Origin of the sequence: Jejuibacter sp. L23, assembly GCF_050815825.1 — a bacterium.
Classification (GTDB): domain Bacteria; phylum Pseudomonadota; class Gammaproteobacteria; order Enterobacterales; family Enterobacteriaceae; genus Jejubacter; species Jejubacter calystegiae.
This window is the reverse complement of sequence record NZ_CP138199.1, coordinates 2,952,147-2,977,615: the sequence shown is the minus strand read 5'-3', so window position 1 is coordinate 2,977,615 and position 25,469 is coordinate 2,952,147. Positions and strand designations below refer to the sequence as shown.

At 60.0% G+C, this 25,469-nt stretch carries 17 protein-coding genes and 1 tRNA gene; 12 read left to right on the top strand and 6 right to left on the bottom strand.

The window, feature by feature from the left end:
• The first annotated feature begins 5 nt into the window (after positions 1-5).
• The 6 genes from SCU88_RS13785 (at position 6) to SCU88_RS13760 (ending at position 11,072) form a co-directional block, all read left to right on the top strand.
• Positions 6-1,202, top strand: coding sequence for a nitrate- and nitrite sensing domain-containing protein (locus tag SCU88_RS13785; protein WP_175340646.1), 1,197 nt, complete (start codon positions 6-8; stop codon positions 1,200-1,202).
• A gap of 245 nt (positions 1,203-1,447) precedes the next feature.
• The gene (locus tag SCU88_RS13780) at positions 1,448-2,698 is read left to right on the top strand and encodes an ABC transporter substrate-binding protein (RefSeq protein ID WP_175340645.1); all 1,251 of its coding nucleotides are present in this window, start codon (positions 1,448-1,450) and stop codon (positions 2,696-2,698) included.
• Positions 2,699-2,708: 10 nt separating this feature from the next.
• On the top strand, positions 2,709-3,587 hold the full coding sequence (gene ntrB, locus SCU88_RS13775; protein WP_175340644.1) for a nitrate ABC transporter permease: 879 nt from the start codon (positions 2,709-2,711) through the stop codon (positions 3,585-3,587).
• A gap of 10 nt (positions 3,588-3,597) precedes the next feature.
• The gene (locus SCU88_RS13770; RefSeq protein WP_175340643.1) at positions 3,598-4,386 is read left to right on the top strand and encodes a nitrate ABC transporter ATP-binding protein; all 789 of its coding nucleotides are present in this window, start codon (positions 3,598-3,600) and stop codon (positions 4,384-4,386) included.
• 9 nt (positions 4,387-4,395) lie between these two features.
• Complete coding sequence (gene nirB, locus SCU88_RS13765; RefSeq protein WP_175340642.1) at positions 4,396-8,475, top strand: nitrite reductase large subunit NirB; 4,080 nt, start codon at positions 4,396-4,398, stop codon at positions 8,473-8,475.
• On the top strand, positions 8,472-11,072 hold the full coding sequence (locus SCU88_RS13760; RefSeq protein WP_175340669.1) for a molybdopterin-dependent oxidoreductase: 2,601 nt from the start codon (positions 8,472-8,474) through the stop codon (positions 11,070-11,072). Before nirB ends, SCU88_RS13760 begins: the two co-directional genes overlap by 4 nt.
• On the opposite strand, the gene SCU88_RS13755 is transcribed toward SCU88_RS13760, so the two are convergent.
• The gene (locus SCU88_RS13755) at positions 11,073-11,597 is read right to left on the bottom strand and encodes a YbhB/YbcL family Raf kinase inhibitor-like protein (RefSeq protein ID WP_431810168.1); all 525 of its coding nucleotides are present in this window, start codon (positions 11,595-11,597) and stop codon (positions 11,073-11,075) included.
• 192 nt (positions 11,598-11,789) lie between these two features.
• Between SCU88_RS13755 and SCU88_RS13750 the strand changes: the two genes are divergently transcribed.
• Positions 11,790-13,196: a YchO/YchP family invasin gene (locus tag SCU88_RS13750; protein ID WP_175340640.1), complete on the top strand. Its 1,407-nt coding sequence runs from the start codon at positions 11,790-11,792 to the stop codon at positions 13,194-13,196.
• Positions 13,197-13,201: 5 nt separating this feature from the next.
• Here the strand turns inward: SCU88_RS13750 and narL are convergent, their stop codons facing one another.
• Together narL and narX are read right to left on the bottom strand one after the other, a co-directional pair.
• The gene (narL, locus tag SCU88_RS13745) at positions 13,202-13,852 is read right to left on the bottom strand and encodes a two-component system response regulator NarL (RefSeq protein WP_138097784.1); all 651 of its coding nucleotides are present in this window, start codon (positions 13,850-13,852) and stop codon (positions 13,202-13,204) included.
• Positions 13,849-15,642, bottom strand: a complete 1,794-nt coding sequence (narX, locus tag SCU88_RS13740; protein WP_175340639.1) for a nitrate/nitrite two-component system sensor histidine kinase NarX — start codon at positions 15,640-15,642, stop codon at positions 13,849-13,851. Before narX ends, narL begins: the two co-directional genes overlap by 4 nt.
• 312 nt (positions 15,643-15,954) lie before the next feature.
• On the opposite strand from narX, the gene SCU88_RS13735 reads away from it, so the two are divergent.
• The 5 genes from SCU88_RS13735 to narI all read left to right on the top strand — a co-directional run bounded on the left by SCU88_RS13735 (position 15,955) and on the right by narI (position 24,410).
• A complete protein-coding gene (locus tag SCU88_RS13735) occupies positions 15,955-17,346 on the top strand; it encodes a NarK family nitrate/nitrite MFS transporter (protein ID WP_175340638.1) in 1,392 nt (463 codons plus the stop codon).
• A gap of 405 nt (positions 17,347-17,751) precedes the next feature.
• Complete coding sequence (locus SCU88_RS13730; protein WP_175340637.1) at positions 17,752-21,498, top strand: nitrate reductase subunit alpha; 3,747 nt, start codon at positions 17,752-17,754, stop codon at positions 21,496-21,498.
• A complete protein-coding gene (narH, locus tag SCU88_RS13725; RefSeq protein ID WP_138097780.1) occupies positions 21,495-23,030 on the top strand; it encodes a nitrate reductase subunit beta in 1,536 nt (511 codons plus the stop codon). Before SCU88_RS13730 ends, narH begins: the two co-directional genes overlap by 4 nt.
• On the top strand, positions 23,023-23,733 hold the full coding sequence (gene narJ, locus SCU88_RS13720; protein WP_175340636.1) for a nitrate reductase molybdenum cofactor assembly chaperone: 711 nt from the start codon (positions 23,023-23,025) through the stop codon (positions 23,731-23,733). The genes narH and narJ overlap by 8 nt, the downstream gene beginning before the upstream one ends.
• Positions 23,733-24,410, top strand: coding sequence for a respiratory nitrate reductase subunit gamma (gene narI / locus SCU88_RS13715; protein ID WP_138097778.1), 678 nt, complete (start codon positions 23,733-23,735; stop codon positions 24,408-24,410). The genes narJ and narI overlap by 1 nt, the downstream gene beginning before the upstream one ends.
• Positions 24,411-24,455: 45 nt before the next feature.
• Here narI and SCU88_RS13710 read toward each other — a convergent pair whose 3' ends face one another.
• From SCU88_RS13710 to SCU88_RS13700, 3 genes are all read right to left on the bottom strand, one after another.
• A complete protein-coding gene (locus SCU88_RS13710; RefSeq protein WP_175340635.1) occupies positions 24,456-24,869 on the bottom strand; it encodes a type II toxin-antitoxin system HicB family antitoxin in 414 nt (137 codons plus the stop codon).
• 2 nt (positions 24,870-24,871) lie between these two features.
• Positions 24,872-25,057: a type II toxin-antitoxin system HicA family toxin gene (locus SCU88_RS13705; protein ID WP_138097776.1), complete on the bottom strand. Its 186-nt coding sequence runs from the start codon at positions 25,055-25,057 to the stop codon at positions 24,872-24,874.
• A gap of 326 nt (positions 25,058-25,383) precedes the next feature.
• A tRNA-Tyr gene (locus SCU88_RS13700) sits at positions 25,384-25,468 on the bottom strand.
• Position 25,469: the final 1 nt, after the last annotated feature.

The following is a 25,469-nucleotide window of genomic DNA, read 5'->3' as shown; positions in this document are numbered from 1 at the left end:
AGTATATGACGACCACGTCCCCGCCGCCAGGCGATGCGCGCGCCTGGTTCCTGGCGGCACGCGAACGCCAGCAGGCCCAGCTTTCCCGAGTGCTGGATATTGGCCACTGGGCAGGGCAAATCAGCCATCTGGTGCATCTGCTTCAGCGCGAACGCGGCGCTTCCAATATCTGGCTGTGCTCCGGCGGTGAGCTGTTCGCCCGGGAGCGGGTGCAGAGCGCCCGGCAAACGCAGCAGGCGACGGCCGGTTTTCAGGCGGGGCTGCCATCGCCGCCCGCGGCCCTGAGCGGCGCTTTTTGTTCCCGACTGGCCTGCGCCCTGTGGGCGCTGGATCAACTGCCTGAACTGCGCCAGCGACTGAGCCGGGGAGAGGTCGCCGCACAAGAGGCGATGTCGTGCTTCAACTGCGCCATTCGTCATCTGCTGAGCCTGGTGCCGGAAGCCAGCGAAGCGCTGGAATCCCGGGAGGTGGTCCAGGGGCTGACGGCGCTTTACAGCTTTATGCAGGGGAAGGAGCTGGTTGGTCAGGAGCGGGCGCTGGGGGCCATTGGCTTCACCGAGGGCAGTTTCACGGCAGAACTGCGCCAGCAACTGGTGGATCGTATCGATGGCCAGCAGCGCTGCTTTGCCTCGTTTCTGGCGCTGGCGGATCCGGTGACCGTGGCCCGCTTCCATCAGCGCGGCGAGGCCTGTCTGGAAACAGAGCAGCTACGGCGCATCGCCTGCACCCGGCTACCGGGAAAGGGGACGGCCACCCTGCGCTGGTTTGAGCTCCAGACCCGACGTATCGATGCCCTGCGTGAGCTGGAAGAAAGCCTGATCGGCCAGTTGATGGCGCTGGCCGCGGCAGCGCTGGCCTCTGTCCGGGAAGCAGAAAGCCAGGATGAACCCGCTTTCGCCCGCTGGGTGGCGAGCCATGCCAGCGACGATATGGCCCAGCCTCCAAATCGTCATTTGCTGCAGCTGGTGCGCCAGCAGGCCCGGGAGCTGGAAACTTTGAGCCGTCAGTTAGCCTCCCTACAGACCACCCTGGAAGAGCGCAAAGTTATCGATAAAGCGAAAGCGCTGTTAATTCGCCATCAGGGGATGAGTGAAGAGCAGGCCTGGCAGCAGCTACGCAAGCTGGCGATGGACCAGAACCGTCGCATGGTGGAAATAGCTCGGGCTATGCTGACCCTTTCCGGGCTATGGCCCGACGACTGACTGCACAATCGGCGGGCAGTTTGCGCCCCTTGACGGTGCAGTCCATGGCGCTTAAGCGTTGATTGCCGCCGCTGGCGGGCTGCGGCGAACTGGCACGGGGTTTGCAAAACGGTGGTGACAGTTTACAGAAAAATTGACTGAGCCCTGGCGCCAACGGCGGTGTCAGAGTCAGCGGATAAAGGCGTCCGGCGCTGCCATCAGGCAGCGCGGGGCGCTTTTTTTTGTCTTTTTTACCAGGAGTCGCCATGCCTAAAAACTCGTTTACCCTTTCGCGTCGCCGGCTGATTCAGACCGGGGCGGCACTCGGTGGATCGCTGCTGCTGCCCGGCCTGATGAACGCTGCCTGGGCGGCGGGATCGGATAAACCGGAGCAGACCACCATCCGGGTAGGTTTTATTCCGCTGACCGACTGTGCGCCGGTGGTGATGGCGGCGCTTAAAGGGTTCGATAAGAAGTATGGGATTCGGATCGAGCCGGTTAAAGAGGCCAGTTGGGCCTCGGTACGCGACAAACTGGTCTCCGGCGAACTGGATGCCGCCCACGTTCTTTACGGACTAATTTACGGCCTGGAGCTGGGCATTGCCGGTAAGCCACAGCGAATGGCGAATCTGATGACCCTGAACAATAACGGTCAGGCTATCTCGCTCTCTGCCGACCTGCGGGAGAAAGGGATCGTCGATGGCGCCGGGCTGAAGAAACGGGTGGCCGGGTCGGCACCGGGAACCTATACCTTCGCCCACACGTTTCCGACCGGCACCCATGCTATGTGGCTTTATTACTGGCTGGCGGCCAACGATATTCACCCGTTCAACGATGTGCGCACCGTGGTGGTTCCGCCGCCGCAGATGGTGATGAACATGATGATTGGCAACATGGTGGGCTTCTGCGTGGGCGAACCCTGGAATGCCCGCGCCATCAACGATCGCATCGGCTATACCGCCACCACTTCTCAGCAGATCTGGCCCGATCACCCGGAGAAGATCCTTGGCACCCGCCGGGACTGGGTGGAACAGAATCCTAACAGCGCCCGGGCCCTGACGGCCGCGGTGCTGGATGCCGCCCGCTGGCTGGACGCCAGCCCGGAAAACCGGCGCGAAACCGCAAAAGAGCTGGCCCGCAGGGCCTGGCTCAATACCAAAGAGCAGTACCTGGCGCCGCGTATGCTCGGCGACTACGAAGATGGTCTGGGCAATCGCTGGCAGGACCGGCACGGCATGCGCTACTTCGGCGATGGCGAAGTGAGCTGGCCCTGGCATTCCGACGGCATCTGGTTTCTGACTCAGTTCCGGCGCTGGGGTCTGCTGAAACACGAGCCCGACTACCAGGCGCTGGCGGCACGCATTAACCGTAATGATGTCTGGCGCGAGGCTGCCAGCGCCGTTGGCGGTATTACGCCACCGGGCGAAACGCTGCGTACCAGCCGCCTGATGGATGGCACCTTGTGGGACGGGCGCGATCCCGCCCGCTATGCCGCCAGCTTTGCCATTAAACGCTAAGGGGGAAGTAATGAAAACGCTGCATCAAACCGTAGAAAACCCCGCTCCGACGCGGGAAGGAGAAGTGATCGTGCTGCCGCCGCTGGCGGTACGAAAAGCGACGCCGGACTGGCGGCGGCGCGGCAACCGGCTGCTGCAACGGTTGATTCCCGCGCTACTGGGGTTAGGCATTCTGCTGGTGGTCTGGCAACTGGCGGCCATCAACAGTCGCGGCTTTCCCACGCCGCTCAGCACCCTGGATTCGGCGCGGGTCCTGTTTGCCGACCCTTTCTATCGCGATGGCCCTAACGACATGGGGATTGGCTGGAATGTGCTGGCCTCGCTTAGCCGGGTGGCGGTGGGTTTTGGTCTGGCGGCGCTGGTGGGGATCCCCCTTGGGTTCGCCATTGGTCGCTTCACCCTGCTGGCCCATATGTTTAATCCGCTGATTGCGCTGCTGCGCCCGGTCAGCCCGCTGGCCTGGCTGCCGATTGGCCTGCTGCTGTTCCAGCGCGCAGAACCGGCTTCCAGTTGGACCATTTTTATCTGCTCGATCTGGCCGATGGTGATTAACACCGCCGAAGGAGTCAGGCGCATTCCGCAGGACTACCTCAACGTGGCGCGGGTGTTGCAGCTTTCCGAATGGACGGTGATGCGCCGCATTCTGTTTCCGGCGGTACTGCCCGCGGTGCTGACCGGCGTGCGGCTTTCCATCGGCATTGCCTGGCTGGTGATTGTCGCCGCTGAAATGCTGACCGGCGGGTTGGGCATCGGCTTCTGGATCTGGAACGAGTGGAACAACCTCAACATGGAAAACATTATCGTCGCCATCGTCATTATCGGCGTGGTGGGGCTGCTGCTGGAGCAGGGACTGATGCTGCTGGCGCGCCGCTTTAGCTGGTCGGAATAAAGGGGGCCTTATGAAACCGATTATCCAGGTACAGAACGTCAGTCAGCGTTTCAACACCGCCAGCGGCGAATTTCTGGCGCTGCAAAACGTCAGCTTCGATATCGCACCAGGGGAGACTCTGAGTCTGATAGGCCATTCCGGCTGCGGCAAATCGACGCTGCTTAATTTGATTGCCGGTATCGACCGCCCCAGCGCTGGGGGGCTGCTGTGTGAAAATCGCGAAATTGCTGGTCCTGGCCCGGAACGGGCGGTGGTGTTCCAGAATCACTCACTGCTCCCCTGGCTCAGTTGCTACGACAACGTGGCGCTGGCAGTCGACAAAGTATTTAAGCGCAGCATGAACCGTCGCGAGCGGACGGAGTGGATAGTCCATAACCTGGAACAGGTGCAGATGGGCCATGCCCTGCATAAACACCCGGGGGAGATCTCCGGCGGCATGAAGCAGCGGGTGGGCATTGCCCGGGCGCTGGCTATGAAGCCCAAAGTGCTGCTGATGGATGAACCCTTCGGTGCGCTGGATGCCCTGACCCGGGCTCATCTTCAGGATGCGGTGATGCGCATCCAGAACAGCCTGAATACCACCATTGTGCTGATTACCCACGACGTGGACGAGGCGGTACTGCTCTCCGATCGGGTGCTGATGATGACTAACGGTCCGGCGGCAACGGTGGGCGAGGTAGTGGACGTGAATCTGCCGCGGCCGCGCAACCGGGTTCAACTGGCGGATGACAGCCGCTACCACCAGTTGCGACAGCATATTCTCCACTTTCTGTATGAAAAGCAGCCGAAAGCGGCCTGAGGAGCGGCAATGGCGCAACGACTGGTGATTATCGGCAGTGGCATGGCGGCGCTGCGGCTGGCGGAGCGACTGTGGGAGCTGGCGCCTGGCCGCTATGCCATCACGCTTATCGGCGAAGAGCCGGGACTGGCCTATAACCGCATCCAGCTCACGCCGCTGCTTGCCGGAGAAACCGATGAGGAAGCGCTGTGTCTGCATGATGCCGCCTGGTATCGGGAGCGGAGTATCCGGGTGTTGAGTGGCACGCCGGTGACGGCGGTCTGCCTCAGGACGCGGACGCTTACGGTGGCGGATCGGCACCTGGCCTGGGACCAACTGGTGTTTGCCACCGGAGCCCGCCCGCAGATACCGGCGATCCCCGGAAGTCAGCTACCCCATGTTCACGCTTTCCGTACCCGGGCCGATGTGGCGGCCATGCTGGCCCAATCCGGCGATGCGGTGGTACTGGGGGGCGGGTTACTGGGCGTGGAGGCCGCCGCCGCACTGCGCCAGCGCGGAAAGGAGGTCACCCTGGTGCACCGTCAGCCGTGGTTGATGGATGCGCAACTGGATGCCTGTGCCGGGGAGCTGTTGGAGAGGGATTTGCAAGCACGGGGGATCCGCTGTGTGACCGGTAGTGGTATCTGCCAGATTGATAGTGACGGTGTCACGCTCACTGACGGCGAACGCCTGTCGGCGGAGCTGGTGGTCATGGCGACCGGGGTTCGTCCCAATCAAGAACTGGCTCGCCGGGCAGGCGTGGCCTGCGCTACCGGTATCCTGGTGGACGCACAGCTACAGACTTCTCAGCCGCAGGTCAGCGCGCTGGGGGACTGCTGCGAGACAGAAGGCCGCTGTCCGGGACTGTTGGCTCCGGCGCTGCAGCAGGCGGAGATCCTGGCTGCCAGGCTGGCCGGTACGTCGCTTACGGGCTACCGCTACCGGGAAACCGGTACCCGACTTAAGGTCACCGGCATCCATCTGTTCTGCCTGGGCGACACCCGACCCCGGCCGGGCGACCAGCTACTGACCGCCATCGACCCCCGAACCGACCACTACCGTCGTCTGCTGCTGCGTGACGGACGACTGCGCGGCGCGCTGCTGTATGGCGATCTCAGCCCGGCGGCGCGCCTGAGCGAACACCTGGAGCACGGAACCCCGGCGGGGACCGCGCTGTTATTCGACCATACAGCGCCGCGCGATGACGCGGCAGGAAGCGAAACAATGACAGAGCTAACAACCAAACAGACGCTGGTGGTCGTGGGCCACGGCATGGTCGGCCATCATTTCCTTGAGCAGGCGGTACAACTGGATCTGCATCTGCGCTATCACATCGTGGTCTTTGGTGACGAACGCCATGCCGCCTATGACCGGGTCCATCTTTCCGAATATTTTGCCGGGCGCAGCGCTGAATCGCTATCGCTGGTTGAAGCGGGTTTCTTTGAACGCCATGGCATCGAACTGCGTACCGGCTGCGCCATCAGCGAAATCGATCGCGAGCGTCGCGTGGTACGGGACGCAGAAGGCCATGAGGTGCGCTGGGACAAGCTGGTACTGGCCACCGGCTCCCGGGCCTTTGTGCCGCCGATTCCGGGGCAGAATCTGCCGGGCTGTCTGGTCTACCGCACCCTTGACGATCTGGCGGCAATTCGTGAACGCGCCGTCAGCGCCCGGCGCGGCGTGGTGATCGGCGGCGGTCTGCTGGGACTGGAAGCCGCTAATGCGCTCAGGCAACTGGGGCTGGAAACTCATGTGGTGGAGTTCTCACCGCGCCTGATGGCGGTGCAACTGGATGAAGTCGGTGCCGGGCTGTTACGCGACAAAATTACCGCGCTGGGGGTCAGCGTACATACCTCTAAAAATACCACGCGAATCGATGAAGAGCAGGGGCGGTTGCGGTTGAACTTTGCCGACGGTGAACAACTGGAGACCGATTTGCTGCTGTTTTCCGCCGGGATCCGCGCCCGGGACGAACTGGCCAGGGATTGCGGTCTGACGCTGGGGGATCGCGGCGGTGTGGCGATCGATGATGCCTGCCGCACCGACGATCCCGATATCCTGGCGATTGGTGAGTGCGCGCTGTGGCAGGGGCAAATCTTCGGGCTGGTGGCGCCGGGATATCAGATGGCGCGGGTGGCTGCTGCTGGCCTGGCTGGGGAAGCGGCGGTATTTAACGGTGCCGATATGAGCACTAAACTGAAACTGCTGGGGGTTGAAGTGGCTTCGTTCGGCGACGCCCATGGCCGCACGGAGGGCAGTCAGAGCTATCAGTGGCGCGATGGTCCGGGCGGAATCTACAAGAAGATCGTCACCTCGGCGGATAATTCCCGGCTGTTGGGGGGCGTGCTGGTGGGGGACAGCGGCGATTACGCGACCCTGACACAGATGATGCTTAATGATATGGCACTGCCGTCCCGGCCGGAAAGCCTGATTCTGCCGCTGGCAGAGGGGGGGGCCCGCAAGGGCGTGGGTGTTGCTGCGCTGCCGGAAAGCGCGCAGATCTGCTCCTGCCACAATGTCAGCAAAGAGGATATTTGCGCCGCCGTGGATGCCGGAGCTCAGGACATGGCCGCCTTAAAGGCCGCGACCAAAGCGGCCACCGGCTGCGGCGGCTGCGCGGGGCTGGCGAAACAGGTGCTGGAATGCCAGTTGGCGGCCCGGGGCGTGGAGGTGAAAAAAGATATCTGTGAACACTTCCCCTGGTCACGTCAGGAGATCTACCACCTGGTGCGGGTTAACCATATCCGCACCTTTGAGCAGTTGATTAGCCGCTATGGGCACGGCCACGGTTGTGAAATCTGTAAGCCGCTGGTGGCGTCGGTGCTGGCTTCTTGCTGGAACGACTATCTACTACAGCCAGCGCATCTGCCGTTACAGGACACCAACGATCGCTACTTCGCCAATATCCAGAAGGATGGCAGCTATTCGGTGGTGCCCAGGGTGGCCGGGGGCGAAATCACCCCGGATGGTCTGATCGCCATTGGTGAAGTGGCAAAACGCTATGGACTGTACAGTAAAATTACCGGCGGTCAGCGTATCGATCTGTTTGGCGCCCGACTGGAGCAGCTACCGGATATCTGGCGCGATCTGCTGGCGGCGGGCTTTGAAACCGGTCACGCCTACGGCAAGTCGCTGCGCACCGTGAAATCCTGCGTCGGATCCAGTTGGTGTCGCTACGGGGTACAGGACTCTACCGGGCTGGCTATCGAGCTGGAGCATCGCTACAAAGGGTTACGCTCGCCCCATAAGATCAAGATGGCGGTTTCCGGCTGTACCCGCGAGTGCGCCGAAGCCCAGAGCAAGGATGTGGGGGTGATTGCCACCGACAAGGGCTGGAACCTGTACGTGTGCGGCAACGGCGGCATGAAGCCACGCCATGCCGATCTGTTTGCCAGCGATCTCGATACCGCGAGTCTGATCCGCACTATCGACCGTCTGTTGATGTTTTACATCCGTACCGCCGACCGGTTACAGCGCACCAGCGTCTGGATGGACAACCTGGAAGGGGGCATCGACTACCTGCGGGCGGTGATTCTGGAAGATAGCCTGGGGATTGGCGACGAGCTGGATCGCGAAATGGCGCATGTCATCGCCAGCTACCAGTGCGAATGGCAGACCACTCTTAACAGCCCCGAACGGCTGGCGCTGTTTCGCTCGTTCGTTAACGATGATACCCCGGATGAACGGCTGCAATCGCGGATGCTCCGCGGTCAGCGCCAGCCGGCAGCGCAGATTACGGTGGCCGATGCACGGCTGCCATCGCGCCCCTGGCAGGCCATCTGCGCACTGGAGTCGATCCCGGAAAATGCCGGTATCGGCGCCCGGCTTGGCGAACAGCAGATTGCGCTATTTCGCTTTGGCGAACAGGTCTTCGCTCTGGATAACCTGGAGCCCGCCAACGGCGCGGGGGTACTTTCCCGTGGGATCCTTGGCGATCGCGACGGTGAACCGATGGTGATCTCGCCGCTCTATAAGCAGCAGATCCGGCTGCGCGACGGTTGTAATCTGGAAGATGGCGCACCGGCGGTGCGTGCCTGGCCGGTGAAGGTGGAAGCGGGCCAGGTATGGGTCGCCAGCCAGGCGTTAATCGTGCGGGCCCGGGCGTCATGAGCGCGGTGCGAACCACCTGTCCGTACTGTGGCGTGGGCTGCGGGCTGGTGGCGGAGCGTGACGATAAAGGCACGCTCAGCCTGCGCGGCGATCCCGACCATCCGGCCAGTTTCGGGCGCCTGTGCGTTAAAGGGGCGGCGCTGGGAGAAACCCTGGGGCTAAGCGGGCGCCTGCTGTACCCGCAGGTCAACGGCCAGCGTCAGACATGGTCGCAGGCGCTGGACTATGCTGCCGGGCAGATGAAGGCGATTATCGAACAGTACGGGCCACAGGCGGTGGCATTTTATGCCTCCGGGCAACTGCTGACCGAAGACTATTACGCTGCCAATAAACTGATGAAGGGATTTATCGGCAGCGCCAATATCGATACCAATTCCCGGCTCTGCATGTCTTCGGCGGTGGTGGGCTATAAGCGCGCCTTTGGTGCCGATGCCGTTCCCGGCTGCTACCAGGATCTGGAGCAGACTGACCTGCTACTGGTAACCGGCTCTAATGCCGCCTGGGCCCATCCGGTGCTGTGGCAGCGTGTGCTGGAGGCGAAACGGCGGCGGCCGCAAATGAAAATTGTGGTCATTGACCCCAGACGCACCGCCACCTGCGATGGCGCCGACCTGCACCTGGCATTGCGTCCGGGCAGCGACGGGGCGCTGTTTAATGGGTTGTTGCGTGAGGTGGTGCGCCGCAAACCGCTGGCGGCGGTGCGCTTTGCCGGACAGGAGCAGGCGCTGGCGGCGGCAGAGCCCTGGCATCTGGTCGCCTGCGCCGATTTCTGCCAACTGCCGCAAGCGCAGCTACGTCAGCTTATCGACTGGTTGTGCGCCGCCGACAGCATGATAACGCTGTGGACCATGGGTATTAACCAGTCCACCAGCGGTAGCGACAAGAGCAACGCCATTATTAATCTGCATCTGGCGAGCGGCCATTACGGGCGCCCCGGCTGCGGGCCTTTTTCGCTGACCGGTCAGCCCAATGCCATGGGCGGCCGCGAAGTGGGGGGGCTCGCCAGCCAGTTGGCCTGTCATATGGATTTTGTGCCGGAAGATATCGCTCGCCTGCGGCGTTTCTGGGGCAGCGAACGCATTGCGCAGACCCCTGGACTGAATGCGGTGGCGCTGTTCGATGCCATTGCGCGGGGAGAGGTTAAGGCGGTGTGGATTATGGGCACCAACCCGGCGGTGTCGCTGCCGGACAGCCTGCGGGTTAATCAGGCGCTGGCCTGTTGTCCGCTGGTGATTGTCTCGGAAGTTGCGGCACAGACTGATACTTCACGCTATGCCCACGTACGCTTCCCGGCGCTGGCGTGGGGGGAAAAGAACGGCACGGTGACCAATTCGGAACGCCGGATCTCCCGCCAGCGCCCCTTTTTACCGGCGCCGGGGGAAGCCAGAGCCGACTGGTGGATAGTGGCACAGATAGCCCGGCGGCTGGGCTATGGCGACGCCTTCGCCTGGCAGCATCCGCAGCAGATTTTCTGCGAGCATGCAGCGCTTTCCGGCTTTGAAAATCAGGGCCAGCGGGCCTTTGATATCAGCGCGCTGGCAGGGTTGAGCCAGCAGCAGTATGACCAGTTGAAACCGGTACAGTGGCCGGTTACGGCGCAGCATCCGCAGGGGACGGACCGGTTGCTGATTGAACGGGAAGGCTGGCGCAAAGATGGGCGGGCGGCGCTGGTGGCGGTTGAGCCGCAGTTGCCCCGAGCCGTGGTTGGGCGCCACTATCCACTGTTGCTTAATACCGGACGACTGCGCGATCAGTGGCACACCATGACCCGCACCGGTGCGGTGCCGCGGCTGATGGCCCATACGCCACAGCCGCAACTGGCAATCGCCCCGGCTGATGCCCGGCGATACGGGCTAAGGCAGGGGGGACTGGCGCGAGTCGTCTCCCCTCAGGGATGGATCGCCGTCCGGGCGCGGGTGAGTGACGAGCAGCTCGCCGGTTCGCTGTTTCTGCCCATGCACTGGACCGACAGCTTTGCCGGTCAGGGGCGGGTGAACGCCCTGGTAAGTGCCGCCTGCTGTCCGCACTCCGGGCAACCGGAAAGTAAGCAGACGGCGGTCAGGGTGGAGCCCTGGCGTCCGCGCTGGCAGGGCGAGCTGCTGTGCCGGGAAGCGCCGACCTTTGACAGCCAGATCCAGTGGTGGCGGCGACCAATGGAGGGCTGCGATCATTATCATCTGGCTGGAGAAGGCGACCCGGAAGGCTGGATCAGGGCGCAGTGCCAGCAGCGCGGTTGGTTGATTCAGCACGCCGCCGGACCGGGGTTTGTGCACCTGTTGGCCTGGCAGGGGGAGCGCCTGATGCTGGCATTCTATAGCGCAGAGCGGCTGCCTGAGGTGGATATCCCCTGGGTGGCGTCCGCGTTTTGCGGCGATGCGAGTCAGCGCCACGCTCTGCTGGCCGGGCAGGCGCCGCAAGGAGAGGGCGGCGAAGGGCGGTTAATTTGTAGCTGCTTCGGCGTGGGGGAGCGCGCCATAGCGGCCGCTATCGCCGGGGGTTGCGTCACCACCGAGGCGCTGGGCCAACGACTGCGCTGTGGCACCAACTGCGGCTCCTGCCTGCCGGAATTACGTCACTGCCTGAAAAGTGCAGGCTGACTACTGACTAAAGCGCCCCACCAGCCTGGCCGCGCCCAGGGCGTGGCCTTTCAGGCGCGTCATCAGCGCTTCCCGGGTGAGTCCGGCAGGTAAGTTGGGCTCCAGATCGCTGGCTATCAGGGTAAAGGTGTAGTGGTGAGGGCTGGTGCCCGGAGGCGGGCAGGGGCCGTGCCAGCGCTGGTTGCCTGGTGTATTGGTGCCGCCAGTATAGCCCTTGCCGTCACGCAGATCATTGGCAACAAAGCCGCTGCTGGATGCCGGAATGTTGTAGGCCACCAGATGGGTGACGCCCAGCCCCTTCGCCCCTTCAGGGTCGTGCATCAGCAGCGCAAAGCTACGGGTATTCGCTGGCGCGTCGTACCAGTTTAGCGCCGGAGAGTGATTTTCACCGGTACAGTTGGGATTGTCAGGCGCGTTACCGGCGAAGCGCGGAGCAAGGCGGGCATTGTCGGTGAAGTCGGGCGAACTCAGGCGGAATGGCGTGTCTGCCAGCGCGGGCATACCGCATAACGCGCAGAATAACATCAGATAGCGAGTGTGCATGGAGGCCTCGGCGATCGGGGATGGCTGGCATAAGTCTGGCACATCCCGCCGATTTTTCAGCTAAAGTCAGTCGATTCACGGGAGCGGCGCCGACCCACTGTTATGTTATACTCGCGGTTCAGGCTCGTGTCGTTGGTCGAACCCGGATTCTCAGGAAGTAGCTACAACCTTTATATGCGGTATCCATCTTTTTGCACATTCACGCTTCTGCTGTCGCTCTGCCACGCCAGTCCCGGTATCGCTGCCGGGGATTCCTATATGCAGAAGGCCCAAAACCCCTTTGATAATAACGGGGATAGCCTGCCCGATCTCGGATCGGCGCCGGACAATTCGGCCACCGAAAAAAAAATCGCCACCATGGCTAAAGCCTTTGGCGAAGCCAGCATGACCGATAGCGATCTCCATACCAGTGAACGGGCGCGGCTGTTTGCCCTGGACCATCTGCGCGATGCCCTGGCGACCCGAGTGACCAGCGAGGCGGAGTCACTGCTTTCGCCTTACGGCAATGCCGATGTGGCGCTGAAGGTGGATCAGGAAGGGGAGTTTACCGGCAGTAGCGGTTCGCTGTTTACCCCCTGGCAGGATACCGACCACTATCTGACCTGGAGCCAGGTGGGCGTCAGCCAGTTGAATCAGGGGCTGGTGGGCAACCTGGGCATGGGGCAGCGCTGGGTGGCGGGTGACTGGCTGCTGGGCTACAACACCTTCTATGATAACGAATTCGACGACAGCCTGCGGCGGGCCAGCCTGGGAGCCGAAGCCTGGGGCGAGAATCTGCGGCTATCCGCCAACTATTATCATCCGCTGGGTGACTGGCGGATGAGCGATATCAGCCAACAGGCACGCATGGCTCACGGTTACGATATTACCGCTCAGGCCCGTCTGCCGTTCTATCGTCATATTAATACCAGCGTCAGTCTGGAACAGTACTTCGGGGATAATGTCGATCTGTTTCGCAACGGCAACGGCTACCGGGATCCCATGGCGGTGAAGCTGGGGCTGAGCTATACCCCGATTCCGCTAATTACTCTGACCGCCTCTCATAAGCAGGGGGAAAAGGGGGATGTGCAGGAGGATCTGGGCTTTAAGCTGAACTACCGCTTCGGCGTTTCGATGGCCAAACAGCTCTCTGCCGATGAGGTGGCGCCCGCTACTTCGCTGCGCGGTAGCCGTTATGACAATGTCGAGCGCAGCGGCGCGCCTGTTATGGAGTTCCGCCAGCGTAAGACGCTGTCGGTGTATCTGGCAACGCCGCCGTGGCAGCTGCATGCCGGTGATTCGGTGGTGCTTAAGCTACAGGTAAATTCCCGCTACGGTATTCGCCGCCTTTCCTGGCAGGGGGATACCCAGGCGTTGAGTCTGACGCCGCCGGCGGATAGAAATAACCCGGAAGGCTGGACCGTGATTCTGCCGGCCTGGGATAATTCGGCTGAAGCGGAAAATAGCTGGCGACTGTCGGTGACAGTCGAGGATGAGAAGGGGCAGCGCGTCACCTCGAACTGGGTAACCCTGAAGCCGCAGGCGCCGCTGGATATTGCGCCTGAGCAGGATTCGCGCTGGCAGTTATTGCCCGACGAGTAGGGCTGTCAGAAGATCCGCTCCTGGTGAACCCAGACCGCCGCTTCGACCCGCGATTTCAGCTTCATCTTCTTCAGCAGATGCTTTACGTGTACCTTTACGGTGCTTTCAGTAATGTCCAGGCGGCGGGCGATCATCTTGTTCGGTAGCCCCTGGGCGATAAGTTTGAGGATATCGCGCTCGCGCGGGGTGAGTTGCGACACGTCTCGCCCGGAAGTGGCGCGGTTGGCGCGCAGGCTGGCGGCCAGTATCGGGGTCAGGGTTTCGCTTAACACCATTTCGCCCGCCGCGGCCTGATGCAGGGCCTTCAGCAGATCTTCCGGCTCCATATCTTTGAGCAGATAGCCGTCGGCGCCGCGCTTCAGGGCAGTGACCACATCCTCTTCATGATTCGATACGCTAAAGACCACCACCCGGCCGGACAGTGATTTTTCGCGCAGCCGATCCAGGGTTTCCAGACCGTTCATACCGGGCATATTGAGATCCAACAGGATCAGGTCCGGGTCGAGGGATTCCGCCAGTTCAACGCCCTGCTCGCCATTGCCGGCTTCGCCCACTACGCTCAGATCGGGGGCCATGCTGATCAGCTGTTTCACACCGGTGCGCAGCATCGGGTGATCGTCGATAAGCAGGATGGTTGATGCTTCCTGGTGACTCATGTATTTGCTCCTGTTGTAGAAGAGAGTTGGGCTTCGGGGATAAAACTTACCACCACCTCGGTACCGCCGCCGGTGCGTGGGCGAACCTGGCAATCCCCCTTCAGACTATGGGCTCGATCGCGCATGATGATCAGGCCATAGTGGTTACTTTTTTCACCGCTGCCGGTAATGCCGCGGCCGTTGTCCCAGACCGTCAGGCGAATCTGGTCGTCATTCTGGGTAACGCTGACGCCAGCGGCGCTGGCTTCGGCGTGCTTAAAGGTATTGTTGAGCGCCTCGCGGGCGATCTGTACCAGGTGAATGGCCTGGTGCCCCGGTACCCGGCGCGGCGGTAGCTGATAATCCAGCGCGACCGGAAAGCCCAGACGGGTACTGAACTGCTGACAACTTTCCTCCAATGCCGGGCGCAGCCCCGGCTCGGTCAATTTCAGGCGGAAAGTCGTCAGCAGTTCTCGCAACTGGCGCCAGGAGGTATTCAGTTCATTGCGGATCTGCCCCAGCAGTTCGCGGCTTTGCTCAGGTAGCGCTTCGCCCTGCATCTGGAGACAGCTGACCTGCATCTTCATACAAGAGAGGGACTGGGCGATGGAGTCGTGCAACTCCCTGGCGATGGCGGAACGCTCCTCCATCACGACCAACTGCTGCTGACGCTCTGACTGACGCTCCAGCGCCAGGGTGGTGGTGAGCTGCTCCATCAGGGTATCCACCATCTGTTGCTGATCCAGACTCAGGCTACTACCCAGGGGTAACTGAGCCAGCACCAGCCCATACTGGGTATGGCTGTCGGTCAGGCGCCACTTCAGCGCGGTGGTAGCGCCGTGCGGCTCCGGCTCATGACGGGAACACTGCTGGCAGTCGTCGTGCGGGCAGTCGGCATCCGGGCGCAGGGTAAATTCCTGGTAGTGTTCTTCGTCGTCATGCTCGTAGACCCGCAGTTCGATTTCGCATAGCGGGGTGAGGGTGCGTAGTTCGTTGAGCACCGGCGTGACCCGCTGACAGAAACCGGCCTGGGAGTGCAGGCGGCGGTTGGCGTTATAGAGGAAGGAGAGCATCTGATTGGTGCGTGCCAGTCCGGCGGTCTTTTCCGCCACCCGCTGCTCCAGCCCGGCATAGCTTTCCGCCAGCTCGTCGGACATGCTGTTCAGGGCATCGCCCAGGGTCGCCATTTCGTCGCGCCCGCGTACCCGCACCCGGTGGTTGAAGTTACGTTGACCTATGGCGGCAGCCATCTCCAGCAGCTGGCGCCACGGATTAAACAGGCGCTGGCGCAGCCATACCACGGTGAAAATAAGGAGTAGCCCCATCAGTAACGCCATCGCCAGTTGCAGCATGATGACGTGGTGGATGCGCAGCTCGGTGGTATGGTCGAAGGCGGTGACCAGTTCGTCGATATAACCCACGAAGGCGTCGACTTTGGCGCTGACCTCGTCGCGATCCCGGGCATTCTTCAGGGCCGGGGCCAGAATGGTACGCCAGTAGTCGGTGAGCGCTGCCAGCTGGCGACTTTGCTGGTCGTTACGGGCAGCATCGCGCAGCTGGATGCTGTTAGCGGTTCTGGTCATCTCTTCCAGTAGCCGTTCATCCTTGGGCTGGAGCGGTACCGCCGACAGTAGTCGGTAACTCTGCATACGCAGAGAACCGGCTTTATTGATGGCGTGGGCGCTCCCCTGTAGCCCCTGGCCCAGCCAGGCCGACAGCGCCAGTCCCGCGCCGCCCAGTGCCGCAAGCAGCAGCACGATTAGCGCCAGCTGGTTGGACAGGGTCAGGGGAGAGAGGCTGCGTTTTAGCATAAGCGGATGGCTCCGTTGGAAGGCGCGGGAGAAGCTATTGGCTCTATTTTCTGTCATCCCCCGGAGTATACCCATACCTCCAAATAATTACTCCTTAATTGCCAGAGGGGTAAGGAATGTCGGCACTTTTTTGCCACCTGTGGACAGCATAGTGAAAAATCGCGCTTTTTTGCCTTTCGGGGAGTACTCCCCCTGGGGTATGCGCATTTTTTGCTCATGGCAAAGTCTGATTATCCATTGATTTACATCAACTTATCTTCATCTGTTCGGCCTAATGTGGCGGCAGATATCCCATAAAGTTTAGAGGTAAATATGACTCAGTCAGCCCTGCCCGAGCGGTCGTCAGGTGCAACTATTACCGACTGGCATCCTGAAGATCCGGCTTTCTGGCAACGCACGGGACACCGCGTGGCCAGCCGTAACCTGTGGATTTCGGTACCCTGTCTGCTGCTCGCTTTCTGCGTCTGGATGCTGTTTAGCGCCGTTGCAGTGAATCTGAATAAGGTCGGTTTCAGCTTTACCACCGACCAGCTGTTTATGCTGACTGCGCTGCCGTCGGTTTCCGGAGCGCTGTTGCGCGTACCTTACTCTTTTATGGTACCGGTATTCGGCGGTCGTCGCTGGACGGCGTTCAGCACCGGTATTCTGATCGTTCCCTGCGTGTGGCTGGGTTTTGCGGTACAGGATCCGACCACGCCCTTTAGTACCTTTATTATTATCTCGCTGCTGTGCGGTTTTGCCGGTGCTAACTTTGCATCGAGCATGGCCAACATCAGCTTCTTTTTCCCCAAGAGCAAGCAGGGCGGCGCGCTGGGTATTAACGGCGGTCTGGGTAACATGGGGGTGAGCGTGATGCAGCTGGTCGCCCCCCTGGTGCTGTCGCTGTCGATGTTTGCCGTGTTCGGCGGTGAAGGAGTGATGCAGAGCGACGGTAACCGCTTGTTCCTGGAGAATGCCGCCTGGGTATGGGTGATTCCGCTGGCGATTTTTACCGTGGCAGCCTGGTTTGGTATGAACGATCTGGCGGCTTCGAAGGCTTCCCTGAGCGAACAGTTGCCGGTACTTAAGCGCGGCCACCTGTGGATTATGAGCCTGCTGTATCTGGCGACCTTTGGTTCATTTATCGGTTTTTCCGCCGGTTTCGCGATGCTGTCTAAAACCCAGTTCCCGCAGATTGATGTGATGCATTACGCCTTCTTCGGTCCGCTGATTGGCGCACTGGCGCGCTCTGCCGGTGGGGTTATCTCCGACCGTCTGGGGGGTATTCGGGTCACTCTGGTGAACTTTGTCCTGATGGCGATTTTCAGCGCCGCGCTGTTTGTGACCCTGCCGACAGCGGGTGAGGGGGGCAACTTTGTGGCCTTCTTTGGCGTGTTCCTGGTGCTGTTCCTGACCGCAGGTCTGGGTAGCGGCTCCACCTTCCAGATGATTTCGGTGATCTTCCGCAAGCTGACCATGGATCGCGTTAAAGCGGCAGGCGGTAGTGAAGAAGAGGCGATGCGCGAGGCAGCCACCGACACTGCCGCCGCGCTGGGCTTTATTTCGGCCATTGGCGCTATTGGCGGATTCTTTATCCCCAAAGCCTTCGGGACCTCGCTGGAAATGACCGGCTCTCCGGCCGGGGCCATGAAGATCTTCCTGGTGTTCTACATTCTGTGTGTGGTGATTACCTGGGCCGTCTATGGCCGTAAGCGCGCCAGTTAATCAATGATTAAAAAGCATTAACCTTTAGGGTTATCCTTTTGCGCGGCGACGGGCCGCGCTTTTTTTTGCCAGTGCATGATTACAATGCGTTTACAATGATGCAATTTATTTGCTACATCAATCGCTTAGTGCTGATTGAGTCCTGTCTTCTCTACCCCTTAATACCCCTGTACTGATTTATTTCTATCACTCCCCCGAGGTTTATAAAAATAATGCATATAAAACATTAGGTTAGGTGATATTTATTTCTGCCACTTTTGGAGTAGCTGTTTTCTCCTGGGAATGACCTAAGCCCTGGCGCGTTGATCGTTATCAAATCTCCTGACAATTCCGCGCGTTACCGTTGCGGCAAATCCAGCAATGTCGATTTATAAGAGCCAAAGGCTCCACATCAGGAGAATCCCGATGAGCAAATTTCTTGACCGGTTTCGTTACTTCAAACAGAAGGGCGACACCTTTGCCGACGGTCACGGTCAACTGCTGAATACCAACAGGGACTGGGAAGAGGGTTACCGCCAGCGCTGGCAGCATGATAAAATTGTGCGTTCAACCCACGGCGTAAACTGTACCGGCTCCTGCAGCTGGAAGATCTACGTTAAAAACGGTCTGGTGACCTGGGAAACTCAGCAGACCGACTACCCACGCACCCGCCCGGATATGCCCAACCATGAGCCCCGCGGCTGTCCGCGCGGCGCCAGCTACTCCTGGTACCTCTACAGCGCCAACCGCCTGAAATATCCCCTGATGCGCAAGCACCTGATGAAGCTGTGGCGCGAAGCAAAAACGCGCAACAGCGATCCAGTCGAGGCCTGGGCGTCCATTATGGCGGACAAAGAGAACGCCAAACGCTACAAACAGGCCCGTGGCCGCGGCGGTTTTGTCCGCTCCTCCTGGCAGGAAGTGAATGAAATTATCGCTGCCGCTAACGTCTGGACTGTTAAAAACTACGGCCCTGATCGGGTCGCCGGTTTCTCGCCGATTCCGGCAATGTCCATGGTTTCCTACGCCTCCGGCGCCCGTTATCTGTCGCTGATTGGCGGCGCCTGCCTGAGCTTCTACGACTGGTACTGCGACCTGCCGCCGGCTTCACCGATGACCTGGGGCGAGCAGACCGACGTACCGGAATCTGCTGACTGGTACAACTCCAGCTATATTATCGCCTGGGGCTCTAACGTGCCTCAGACCCGTACCCCTGACGCCCATTTCTTCACCGAAGTGCGTTACAAAGGGACCAAAACGGTTGCAGTGACCCCGGACTACGCGGAAATCGCCAAGCTGTGCGATCTGTGGCTGGCACCGAAGCAGGGCACCGACAGCGCTATGGCGCTGGCGATGGGCCACGTGATGCTGCGCGAGTTCCACCTGGATAACCCGAGCCAGTACTTCACCGACTACGTGCGCCGCTACACCGATATGCCGATGCTGGTGATGCTGGAAGAGCGCGACGGTTACTATGCCGCGGGCCGTATGCTGCGTGCCGCCGACCTGGTGGACTCTCTGGGCCAGGAAAATAACCCTGAGTGGAAAACCGTAGCCTGCGACGACGCGAAAGGCGAGCTGGTGGCGCCGAACGGCTCTATCGGTTTCCGCTGGGGTGAGAAGGGTAAATGGAACCTGGAGCAGCGCGATGGCACCTCCGGTGACGAAACCACCCTGCGCCTGAGCCTGCTGGGCAGCCACGACGAGGTGGCCGAAGTAGGCTTCCCGTACTTTGGCGCCGAGGGCAATGAAAACTTTAACCGGGTCGAACTGCAAAATATCCTGCTGCATAAACTGCCGGTGAAACGCCTGCAGCTGGCCGATGGCACCAGCGCGCTGGTCACCACCGTTTACGACCTGACCATGGCCAACTATGGTCTGGATCGCGGGCTGGATGACGCCAACTGCGCCACCAGCTACGACGATGTTAAGGCCTACACCCCGGCCTGGGCCGAGCAGATTACCGGCGTACCGCGCCAGCAAATCATCCGTACCGCCCGTGAATTCGCCGATAACGCCAATAAGACCCACGGTCGTTCCATGATTATCGTCGGCGCCGGTCTGAACCACTGGTATCACATGGATATGAACTACCGTGGCCTGATCAATATGCTGATCTTCTGCGGCTGTATCGGCCAGAGCGGCGGCGGTTGGGCGCACTACGTGGGCCAGGAAAAACTGCGTCCCCAGACCGGCTGGCAGCCGCTGGCGTTTGCCCTGGACTGGCAGCGTCCGCCGCGCCATATGAACAGCACGTCGTTCTTTTACAACCACTCCAGCCAGTGGCGCTATGAGTCCCTGACCGCGCAGGAGCTGCTGTCGCCGATGGCGGATAAGTCCCGCTACAGCGGTAGCCTGATTGACTTTAACGTGCGCGCCGAACGTATGGGCTGGCTGCCGTCCGCGCCGCAGCTCAACACCAACCCGCTGACCATTAAAGCGGCGGCGGATGCGGCGGGCATGAGTCCGGCGGATTACACCGTTAAGGCGCTGAAAACCGGGGATATACGTTTCGCGGCTGAACAGCCTGACAGCGGAACTAACCACCCGCGTAACCTGTTTATCTGGCGTTCTAACCTGCTGGGCTCTTCCGGTAAGGGCCATGAGTATATGCTGAAGTACCTGCTGGGTACCGAAAACGGCATTCAGGGTAAGGACCTGGGAGCGCAGGGCGGCGTAATGCCGGAAGAGGCGGAATGGGTCGATAACGGTCTGGAAGGCAAACTGGATCTGGTGGTCACCCTCGACTTCCGTCTGTCCAGTACCTGCCTGTACTCCGATATCGTGCTGCCGACCGCCACCTGGTATGAGAAAGACGATATGAATACTTCGGATATGCATCCGTTTATTCACCCGCTTTCCGCCGCCGTCGATCCCGCCTGGGAATCGAAGAGCGACTGGGAGATTTATAAAGGCATTGCGAAGAAATTCTCTGAGGTCTGTGAAGGTCATCTGGGTCAGGAGACCGATGTGGTCACGCTGCCGATTCAGCATGACTCTGCCGCCGAACTGGCGCAGCCGCTGGAGGTAAAAGACTGGAAGAAAGGCGAATGCGACCTGATTCCGGGCAAGACCGCGCCGCACCTGATGGTGGTGGAACGCGACTATCCGGCCACTTACGAACGCTTTACCTCTATCGGCCCGCTGCTCGAGACGGTGGGTAACGGCGGTAAGGGGATCGCCTGGAACACCCAGAGCGAAATGGATCTGCTGCGTAAGCTCAACTACCAGAAGGCGGAAGGTCCGGCCAAAGGGCAGCCGATGTTAAACAGCGCTATCGACGCTGCAGAGATGATTCTGACCCTGGCGCCGGAAACCAATGGTCAGGTGGCGGTGAAAGCCTGGGCGGCGCTTAGCGAGTTTACCGGTCGCGACCATACCCATCTGGCACTGAACAAAGAAGACGAGAAGATTCGCTTCCGCGATATTCAGGCCCAGCCGCGCAAGATTATCTCCAGCCCCACCTGGTCAGGTCTGGAAGATGAGCATGTCTCCTATAACGCGGGCTACACCAACGTTCACGAACTGATTCCGTGGCGCACCCTCTCCGGTCGTCAGCAGTTGTATCAGGATCATCAGTGGATGCGTGATTTCGGTGAAAGCCTGCTGGTTTACCGTCCGCCTATCGACACCCGTTCGGTGAAAGCGGTGATGGGCACGAAATCCAATGGCAACCCGGAAAAGGCGCTGAACTTCCTGACGCCGCACCAGAAGTGGGGTATCCACTCCACCTACAGCGACAACCTGCTGATGCTGACCCTGTCACGCGGCGGTCCGATTGTCTGGATGAGCGAAGTGGACGCCAAAGAGCTGGGTATTGCCGATAACGACTGGATCGAAGTGTTTAACAGCAACGGTGCCCTGACGGCTCGTGCCGTGGTGAGCCAGCGCGTGCCGTCCGGGATGACCATGATGTACCACGCCCAGGAGCGCATCGTGAATATTCCGGGCTCGGAAATTACCGGCCAGCGCGGCGGTATCCATAACTCGGTCACCCGTATCAGCCCGAAACCGACCCATATGATCGGCGGCTATGCCCAGTTGGCTTACGGCTTTAACTATTACGGCACCGTAGGCTCTAACCGTGATGAGTTCGTGGTAGTTCGTAAGATGAAAAATATTGACTGGTTGGATGGTGAAGGTAACGACCAGAAACAGGAGAGCGCAAAATGAAGATTCGTTCACAAGTCGGCATGGTGCTGAATCTGGATAAGTGCATCGGCTGCCACACCTGTTCGGTAACCTGTAAAAACGTCTGGACCAGCCGTGAGGGAATGGAGTACGCCTGGTTCAATAATGTTGAAAGTAAACCCGGCGTCGGCTTCCCCAATGACTGGGAAAATCAGGAAAAATGGAAGGGCGGCTGGATCCGTAAAATCAACGGTAAGCTGCAGCCGCGCATGGGCGGCCGCGGCATGCTGCTGGGCAAGATCTTCGCCAACCCGCATCTGCCGGGCATCGATGACTACTATGAGCCGTTTGACTACGACTATCAGCATCTGCATAACGCGCCGGAAGGCAAGCATCAGCCTATCGCCCGTCCGCGCTCGCTGATTACCGGCAAGCGGATGAACAAAATCGAAGCGGGTCCCAACTGGGAAGAGATCCTGGGCGGCGAGTTCGAAAAACGCAGCCAGGATCAGAACTTCGAAAACATGCAGAAGGCGATGTACGGCCAGTTCGAAAACACCTTTATGATGTATCTGCCGCGCCTGTGCGAACACTGCCTTAACCCGGCCTGTGTCGCCACCTGCCCGAGCGGCGCCATCTATAAGCGTGAAGAAGACGGCATCGTGCTGATCGACCAGGATAAGTGTCGCGGCTGGCGGATGTGCATTACCGGCTGCCCGTACAAGAAAATCTACTTCAACTGGAAGAGCGGCAAGTCCGAGAAGTGCATCTTCTGCTACCCGCGTATCGAAGCGGGTATGCCGACCGTTTGCTCCGAAACCTGCGTGGGCCGTATCCGCTATCTGGGCGTGCTGCTCTATGATGCAGACGCCATTGAACAGGCAGCCAGCACCGAGAGCGAACAGGATCTCTACCAGCGTCAGTTGGATGTCTTCCTGGATCCGAACGATCCGAAAGTCATTGAACAGGCCCTGAAAGACGGCATTCCCCAGAGCGTTATCGACGCGGCTCAGCAGTCGCCGGTTTACAAAATGGCGATGGACTGGAAGCTGGCGCTGCCGCTGCACCCGGAATACCGCACTCTGCCGATGGTCTGGTATGTGCCGCCTCTGTCGCCGATTCAGTCTGCGGCCGACGCGGGCGAACTGCCGCATAGTGGCATTCTGCCGGACGTGGAAAGCCTGCGTATTCCGGTTCAGTATCTGGCGAACCTGCTGACCGCTGGCGATACCCAGCCGGTACTGCTGGCCCTGAAACGGATGCTGGCGATGCGTCACTACAAGCGCAGTGAGACCGTGGATGGTGTGAGTGACACCCGGGCGCTGGAAGAGGTGGGTCTTACCGAAGCTCAGGCGCAGGAGATGTACCGCTATCTGGCCATCGCCAACTATGAAGATCGCTTTGTGGTGCCGACCAGCCACCGCGAACTGGCCCATGACGCCTTCCCCGAGAAGAGCGGCTGCGGTTTCAGCTTCGGCGACGGTTGCCACGGTTCGGATACCAAATTCAATCTGTTCAACAGCCGCCGTATCGATGCCATCGATGTGACCACCCGGAGCAACGCTAATGATTGAACTGGTGATTATCTCCCGTCTGCTGGAGTACCCGGACGCGGCGCTGGTTGAGCATCAGCAGGAGCTGTTTGCCGCCATCAGCGATGCTCAGGCGCTGAACAAGAACGATGCCCAGGCGCTGGGCATTTTCCTGCGCGATCTGCTGGGCCGGGATCTGCTGGATGTCCAGGCCGCTTACGGCGAGCTGTTCGATCGCGGCCGTGCTACCTCGCTGCTGCTGTTTGAACACGTGCATGGCGAGTCCCGGGACCGCGGTCAGGCTATGGTCGATCTGATGGCGCAGTACCAACGGATCGGTTTGCAGCTCGACAGTCACGAGTTACCGGATCACCTGCCACTCTACCTGGAGTATCTGGCTCAACTGCCGGAGCAGGAAGCGCGTGCTGGTCTGGGCGATATTGCGCCGATTCTGGCGCTGCTGAGCGCCCGACTGAAGAAACGGGACAGCCGCTATGCGCTGCTGTTCGATCTGCTGCTGTCGCTCAGTGCAAGCCAGGTCGATGTGGCGCAGGTTGGTAAACAGATCGCCGATGAAGCGCGCGACGATACCACCCAGGCCCTGGACGCGGTCTGGGAGGAGGAGCAGGTGAAATTCTTCGCGGACAGCGGCTGCGGTGACTCTGAAATCTCCGAGCACCAGCGTCGCTTTGCTGGCGCAGTGGCGCCGCAATATCTGAATATCTCTACCGGGGGACAGCAATAATGCACTTCCTGAATATGTTCTTCTTCGATATCTACCCCTATATCGCCGGGACGGTGTTTCTGGTCGGTAGCTGGCTGCGTTATGACTATGGCCAGTACACCTGGCGTGCGTCATCCAGCCAGATGCTGGATAAAAAAGGCATGAATATGGCCTCGAACCTGTTCCACCTGGGGATTCTGGGCATCTTTTTCGGGCACGCCTTTGGCATGCTGACGCCGCACTGGATGTACGAGGCGTTCCTGCCCATCGACGTGAAGCAGAAGCTGGCGATGATTGCCGGTGGTCTGTGTGGCGTGATGACGCTGGTTGGGGGGCTGATGCTGCTGAAACGCCGTCTGTTCAACCCGCGTATTCGCGCGACCTCTACCGCGGCAGATATTCTGATCCTGAGCCTGCTGATGATTCAGTGCGCGCTGGGTCTGCTGACTATCCCGTTCTCCGCCCAGCATATGGATGGCTCCGAGATGATGAAGCTGGTGGGCTGGGCGCAGTCGGTGGTGACCTTCCACGGTGGCGCTTCCGCCCATCTGGACGGCGTGGCCCCGATATTCCGCATTCACCTGGTGCTGGGGATGACGCTGTTTGTGCTGTTCCCGTTCAGCCGCCTGGTGCATATCTGGAGCGCGCCGGTGGAGTACCTGACCCGCAAATATCAGGTAGTTCGCGCCCGTCGCTGATATCCGCTACCTGTCACGAGAAACCCTGCTTCGGCAGGGTTTTTTTTAACGGTTTTTAAGAAGTTCTTCGCGTGCGGCCGCGGCCAGAAAAGCGCTTCGGCTACCGTACTCAGGCTGCTGTTTAACGGTGGCGTCTATGCGCTCAAGTAGCCGGTGCGCAAGCGTAATATTGATACGCTCAGCGCGTCCGTCAAATTTATCCATATTGATATCAATGTAGAGCCAGAGACCATTCAGGCCGTCGCTGCCCTTCGCGTTAGCATGCTCTTCAATGCGACGCGGCGTTGGTATTTCTCGCTCTTTTTCACTCAGCAGCTCAAAGTGCGCTTCTATAGCGCTGCGTGCATCGATAAAAGCGTCTTCGATGGTATCACCGGCGAAGGTACACCCCGGAACGTCCGGAAACCAGCCGCTGGCTGTACCGTCAGTATCGACTTCAATGAAAGCAGGGTAGAGCATGGTTACTCCTTAAGTTTCGCGCTCTTCAGAATTTGATGAAGCGTTCCCGGTTTCATATCTTTGCGTGGATGCGGGACCGTGATAACGATCGAAAAGTCCGGATGGGAGAACTGATGATGGCTACCTTTTATTCGTTCAAGAATCCAACCGTTTTTCTCCAGTCGTTTGATAAGTTCCGCGCTTTTCACTCTGGCCTCCCTGCCGCAGACCGACAGGTTGACTGTACACATTATACACACAATATCGAGTATGCAGAGAACAGGCTGTGATGCGATATCAGGGAGAACAGCAACAGCATGCTGCATTTTGCATGGTCGAAGGAATCCATGCCTGAAAAATCAAATGACGAACGCTGGGCTATGCCAGAAAGATGGGGGAGGTTCGGGAATCAATAACGAAGAGTTCTCTCGCTTACGCTCGAGTCGAACCTTAGTCGAAGGTTTTCGTCCTTCCCTGTGTTTACGCACTATGGGAAAACTGACTCTGGGATTAAACATGGAGGAACATAAAGTGATGGTGGTGGGGGAAGGATTCGAACCTTCGAAGTCGATGACGGCAGATTTACAGTCTGCTCCCTTTGGCCACTCGGGAACCCCACCA

What these genes read in the sequence shown, in the direction of transcription:
- SCU88_RS13785 (WP_175340646.1), top strand. Translation starts at nt 6, where the DNA reads ATGACGACCACGTCCCCGCCGCCAGGCGATGCGCGCGCCTGGTTCCTG.
- SCU88_RS13780 (WP_175340645.1), top strand. Translation starts at nt 1,448, where the DNA reads ATGCCTAAAAACTCGTTTACCCTTTCGCGTCGCCGGCTGATTCAGACC.
- ntrB (WP_175340644.1), top strand. Translation starts at nt 2,709, where the DNA reads ATGAAAACGCTGCATCAAACCGTAGAAAACCCCGCTCCGACGCGGGAA.
- SCU88_RS13770 (WP_175340643.1), top strand. Translation starts at nt 3,598, where the DNA reads ATGAAACCGATTATCCAGGTACAGAACGTCAGTCAGCGTTTCAACACC.
- nirB (WP_175340642.1), top strand. Translation starts at nt 4,396, where the DNA reads ATGGCGCAACGACTGGTGATTATCGGCAGTGGCATGGCGGCGCTGCGG.
- SCU88_RS13760 (WP_175340669.1), top strand. Translation starts at nt 8,472, where the DNA reads ATGAGCGCGGTGCGAACCACCTGTCCGTACTGTGGCGTGGGCTGCGGG.
- SCU88_RS13755 (WP_431810168.1), bottom strand. Translation starts at nt 11,597, where the DNA reads ATGTTATTCTGCGCGTTATGCGGTATGCCCGCGCTGGCAGACACGCCA.
- SCU88_RS13750 (WP_175340640.1), top strand. Translation starts at nt 11,790, where the DNA reads ATGCGGTATCCATCTTTTTGCACATTCACGCTTCTGCTGTCGCTCTGC.
- narL (WP_138097784.1), bottom strand. Translation starts at nt 13,852, where the DNA reads ATGAGTCACCAGGAAGCATCAACCATCCTGCTTATCGACGATCACCCG.
- narX (WP_175340639.1), bottom strand. Translation starts at nt 15,642, where the DNA reads ATGCTAAAACGCAGCCTCTCTCCCCTGACCCTGTCCAACCAGCTGGCG.
- SCU88_RS13735 (WP_175340638.1), top strand. Translation starts at nt 15,955, where the DNA reads ATGACTCAGTCAGCCCTGCCCGAGCGGTCGTCAGGTGCAACTATTACC.
- SCU88_RS13730 (WP_175340637.1), top strand. Translation starts at nt 17,752, where the DNA reads ATGAGCAAATTTCTTGACCGGTTTCGTTACTTCAAACAGAAGGGCGAC.
- narH (WP_138097780.1), top strand. Translation starts at nt 21,495, where the DNA reads ATGAAGATTCGTTCACAAGTCGGCATGGTGCTGAATCTGGATAAGTGC.
- narJ (WP_175340636.1), top strand. Translation starts at nt 23,023, where the DNA reads ATGATTGAACTGGTGATTATCTCCCGTCTGCTGGAGTACCCGGACGCG.
- narI (WP_138097778.1), top strand. Translation starts at nt 23,733, where the DNA reads ATGCACTTCCTGAATATGTTCTTCTTCGATATCTACCCCTATATCGCC.
- SCU88_RS13710 (WP_175340635.1), bottom strand. Translation starts at nt 24,869, where the DNA reads ATGCTCTACCCTGCTTTCATTGAAGTCGATACTGACGGTACAGCCAGC.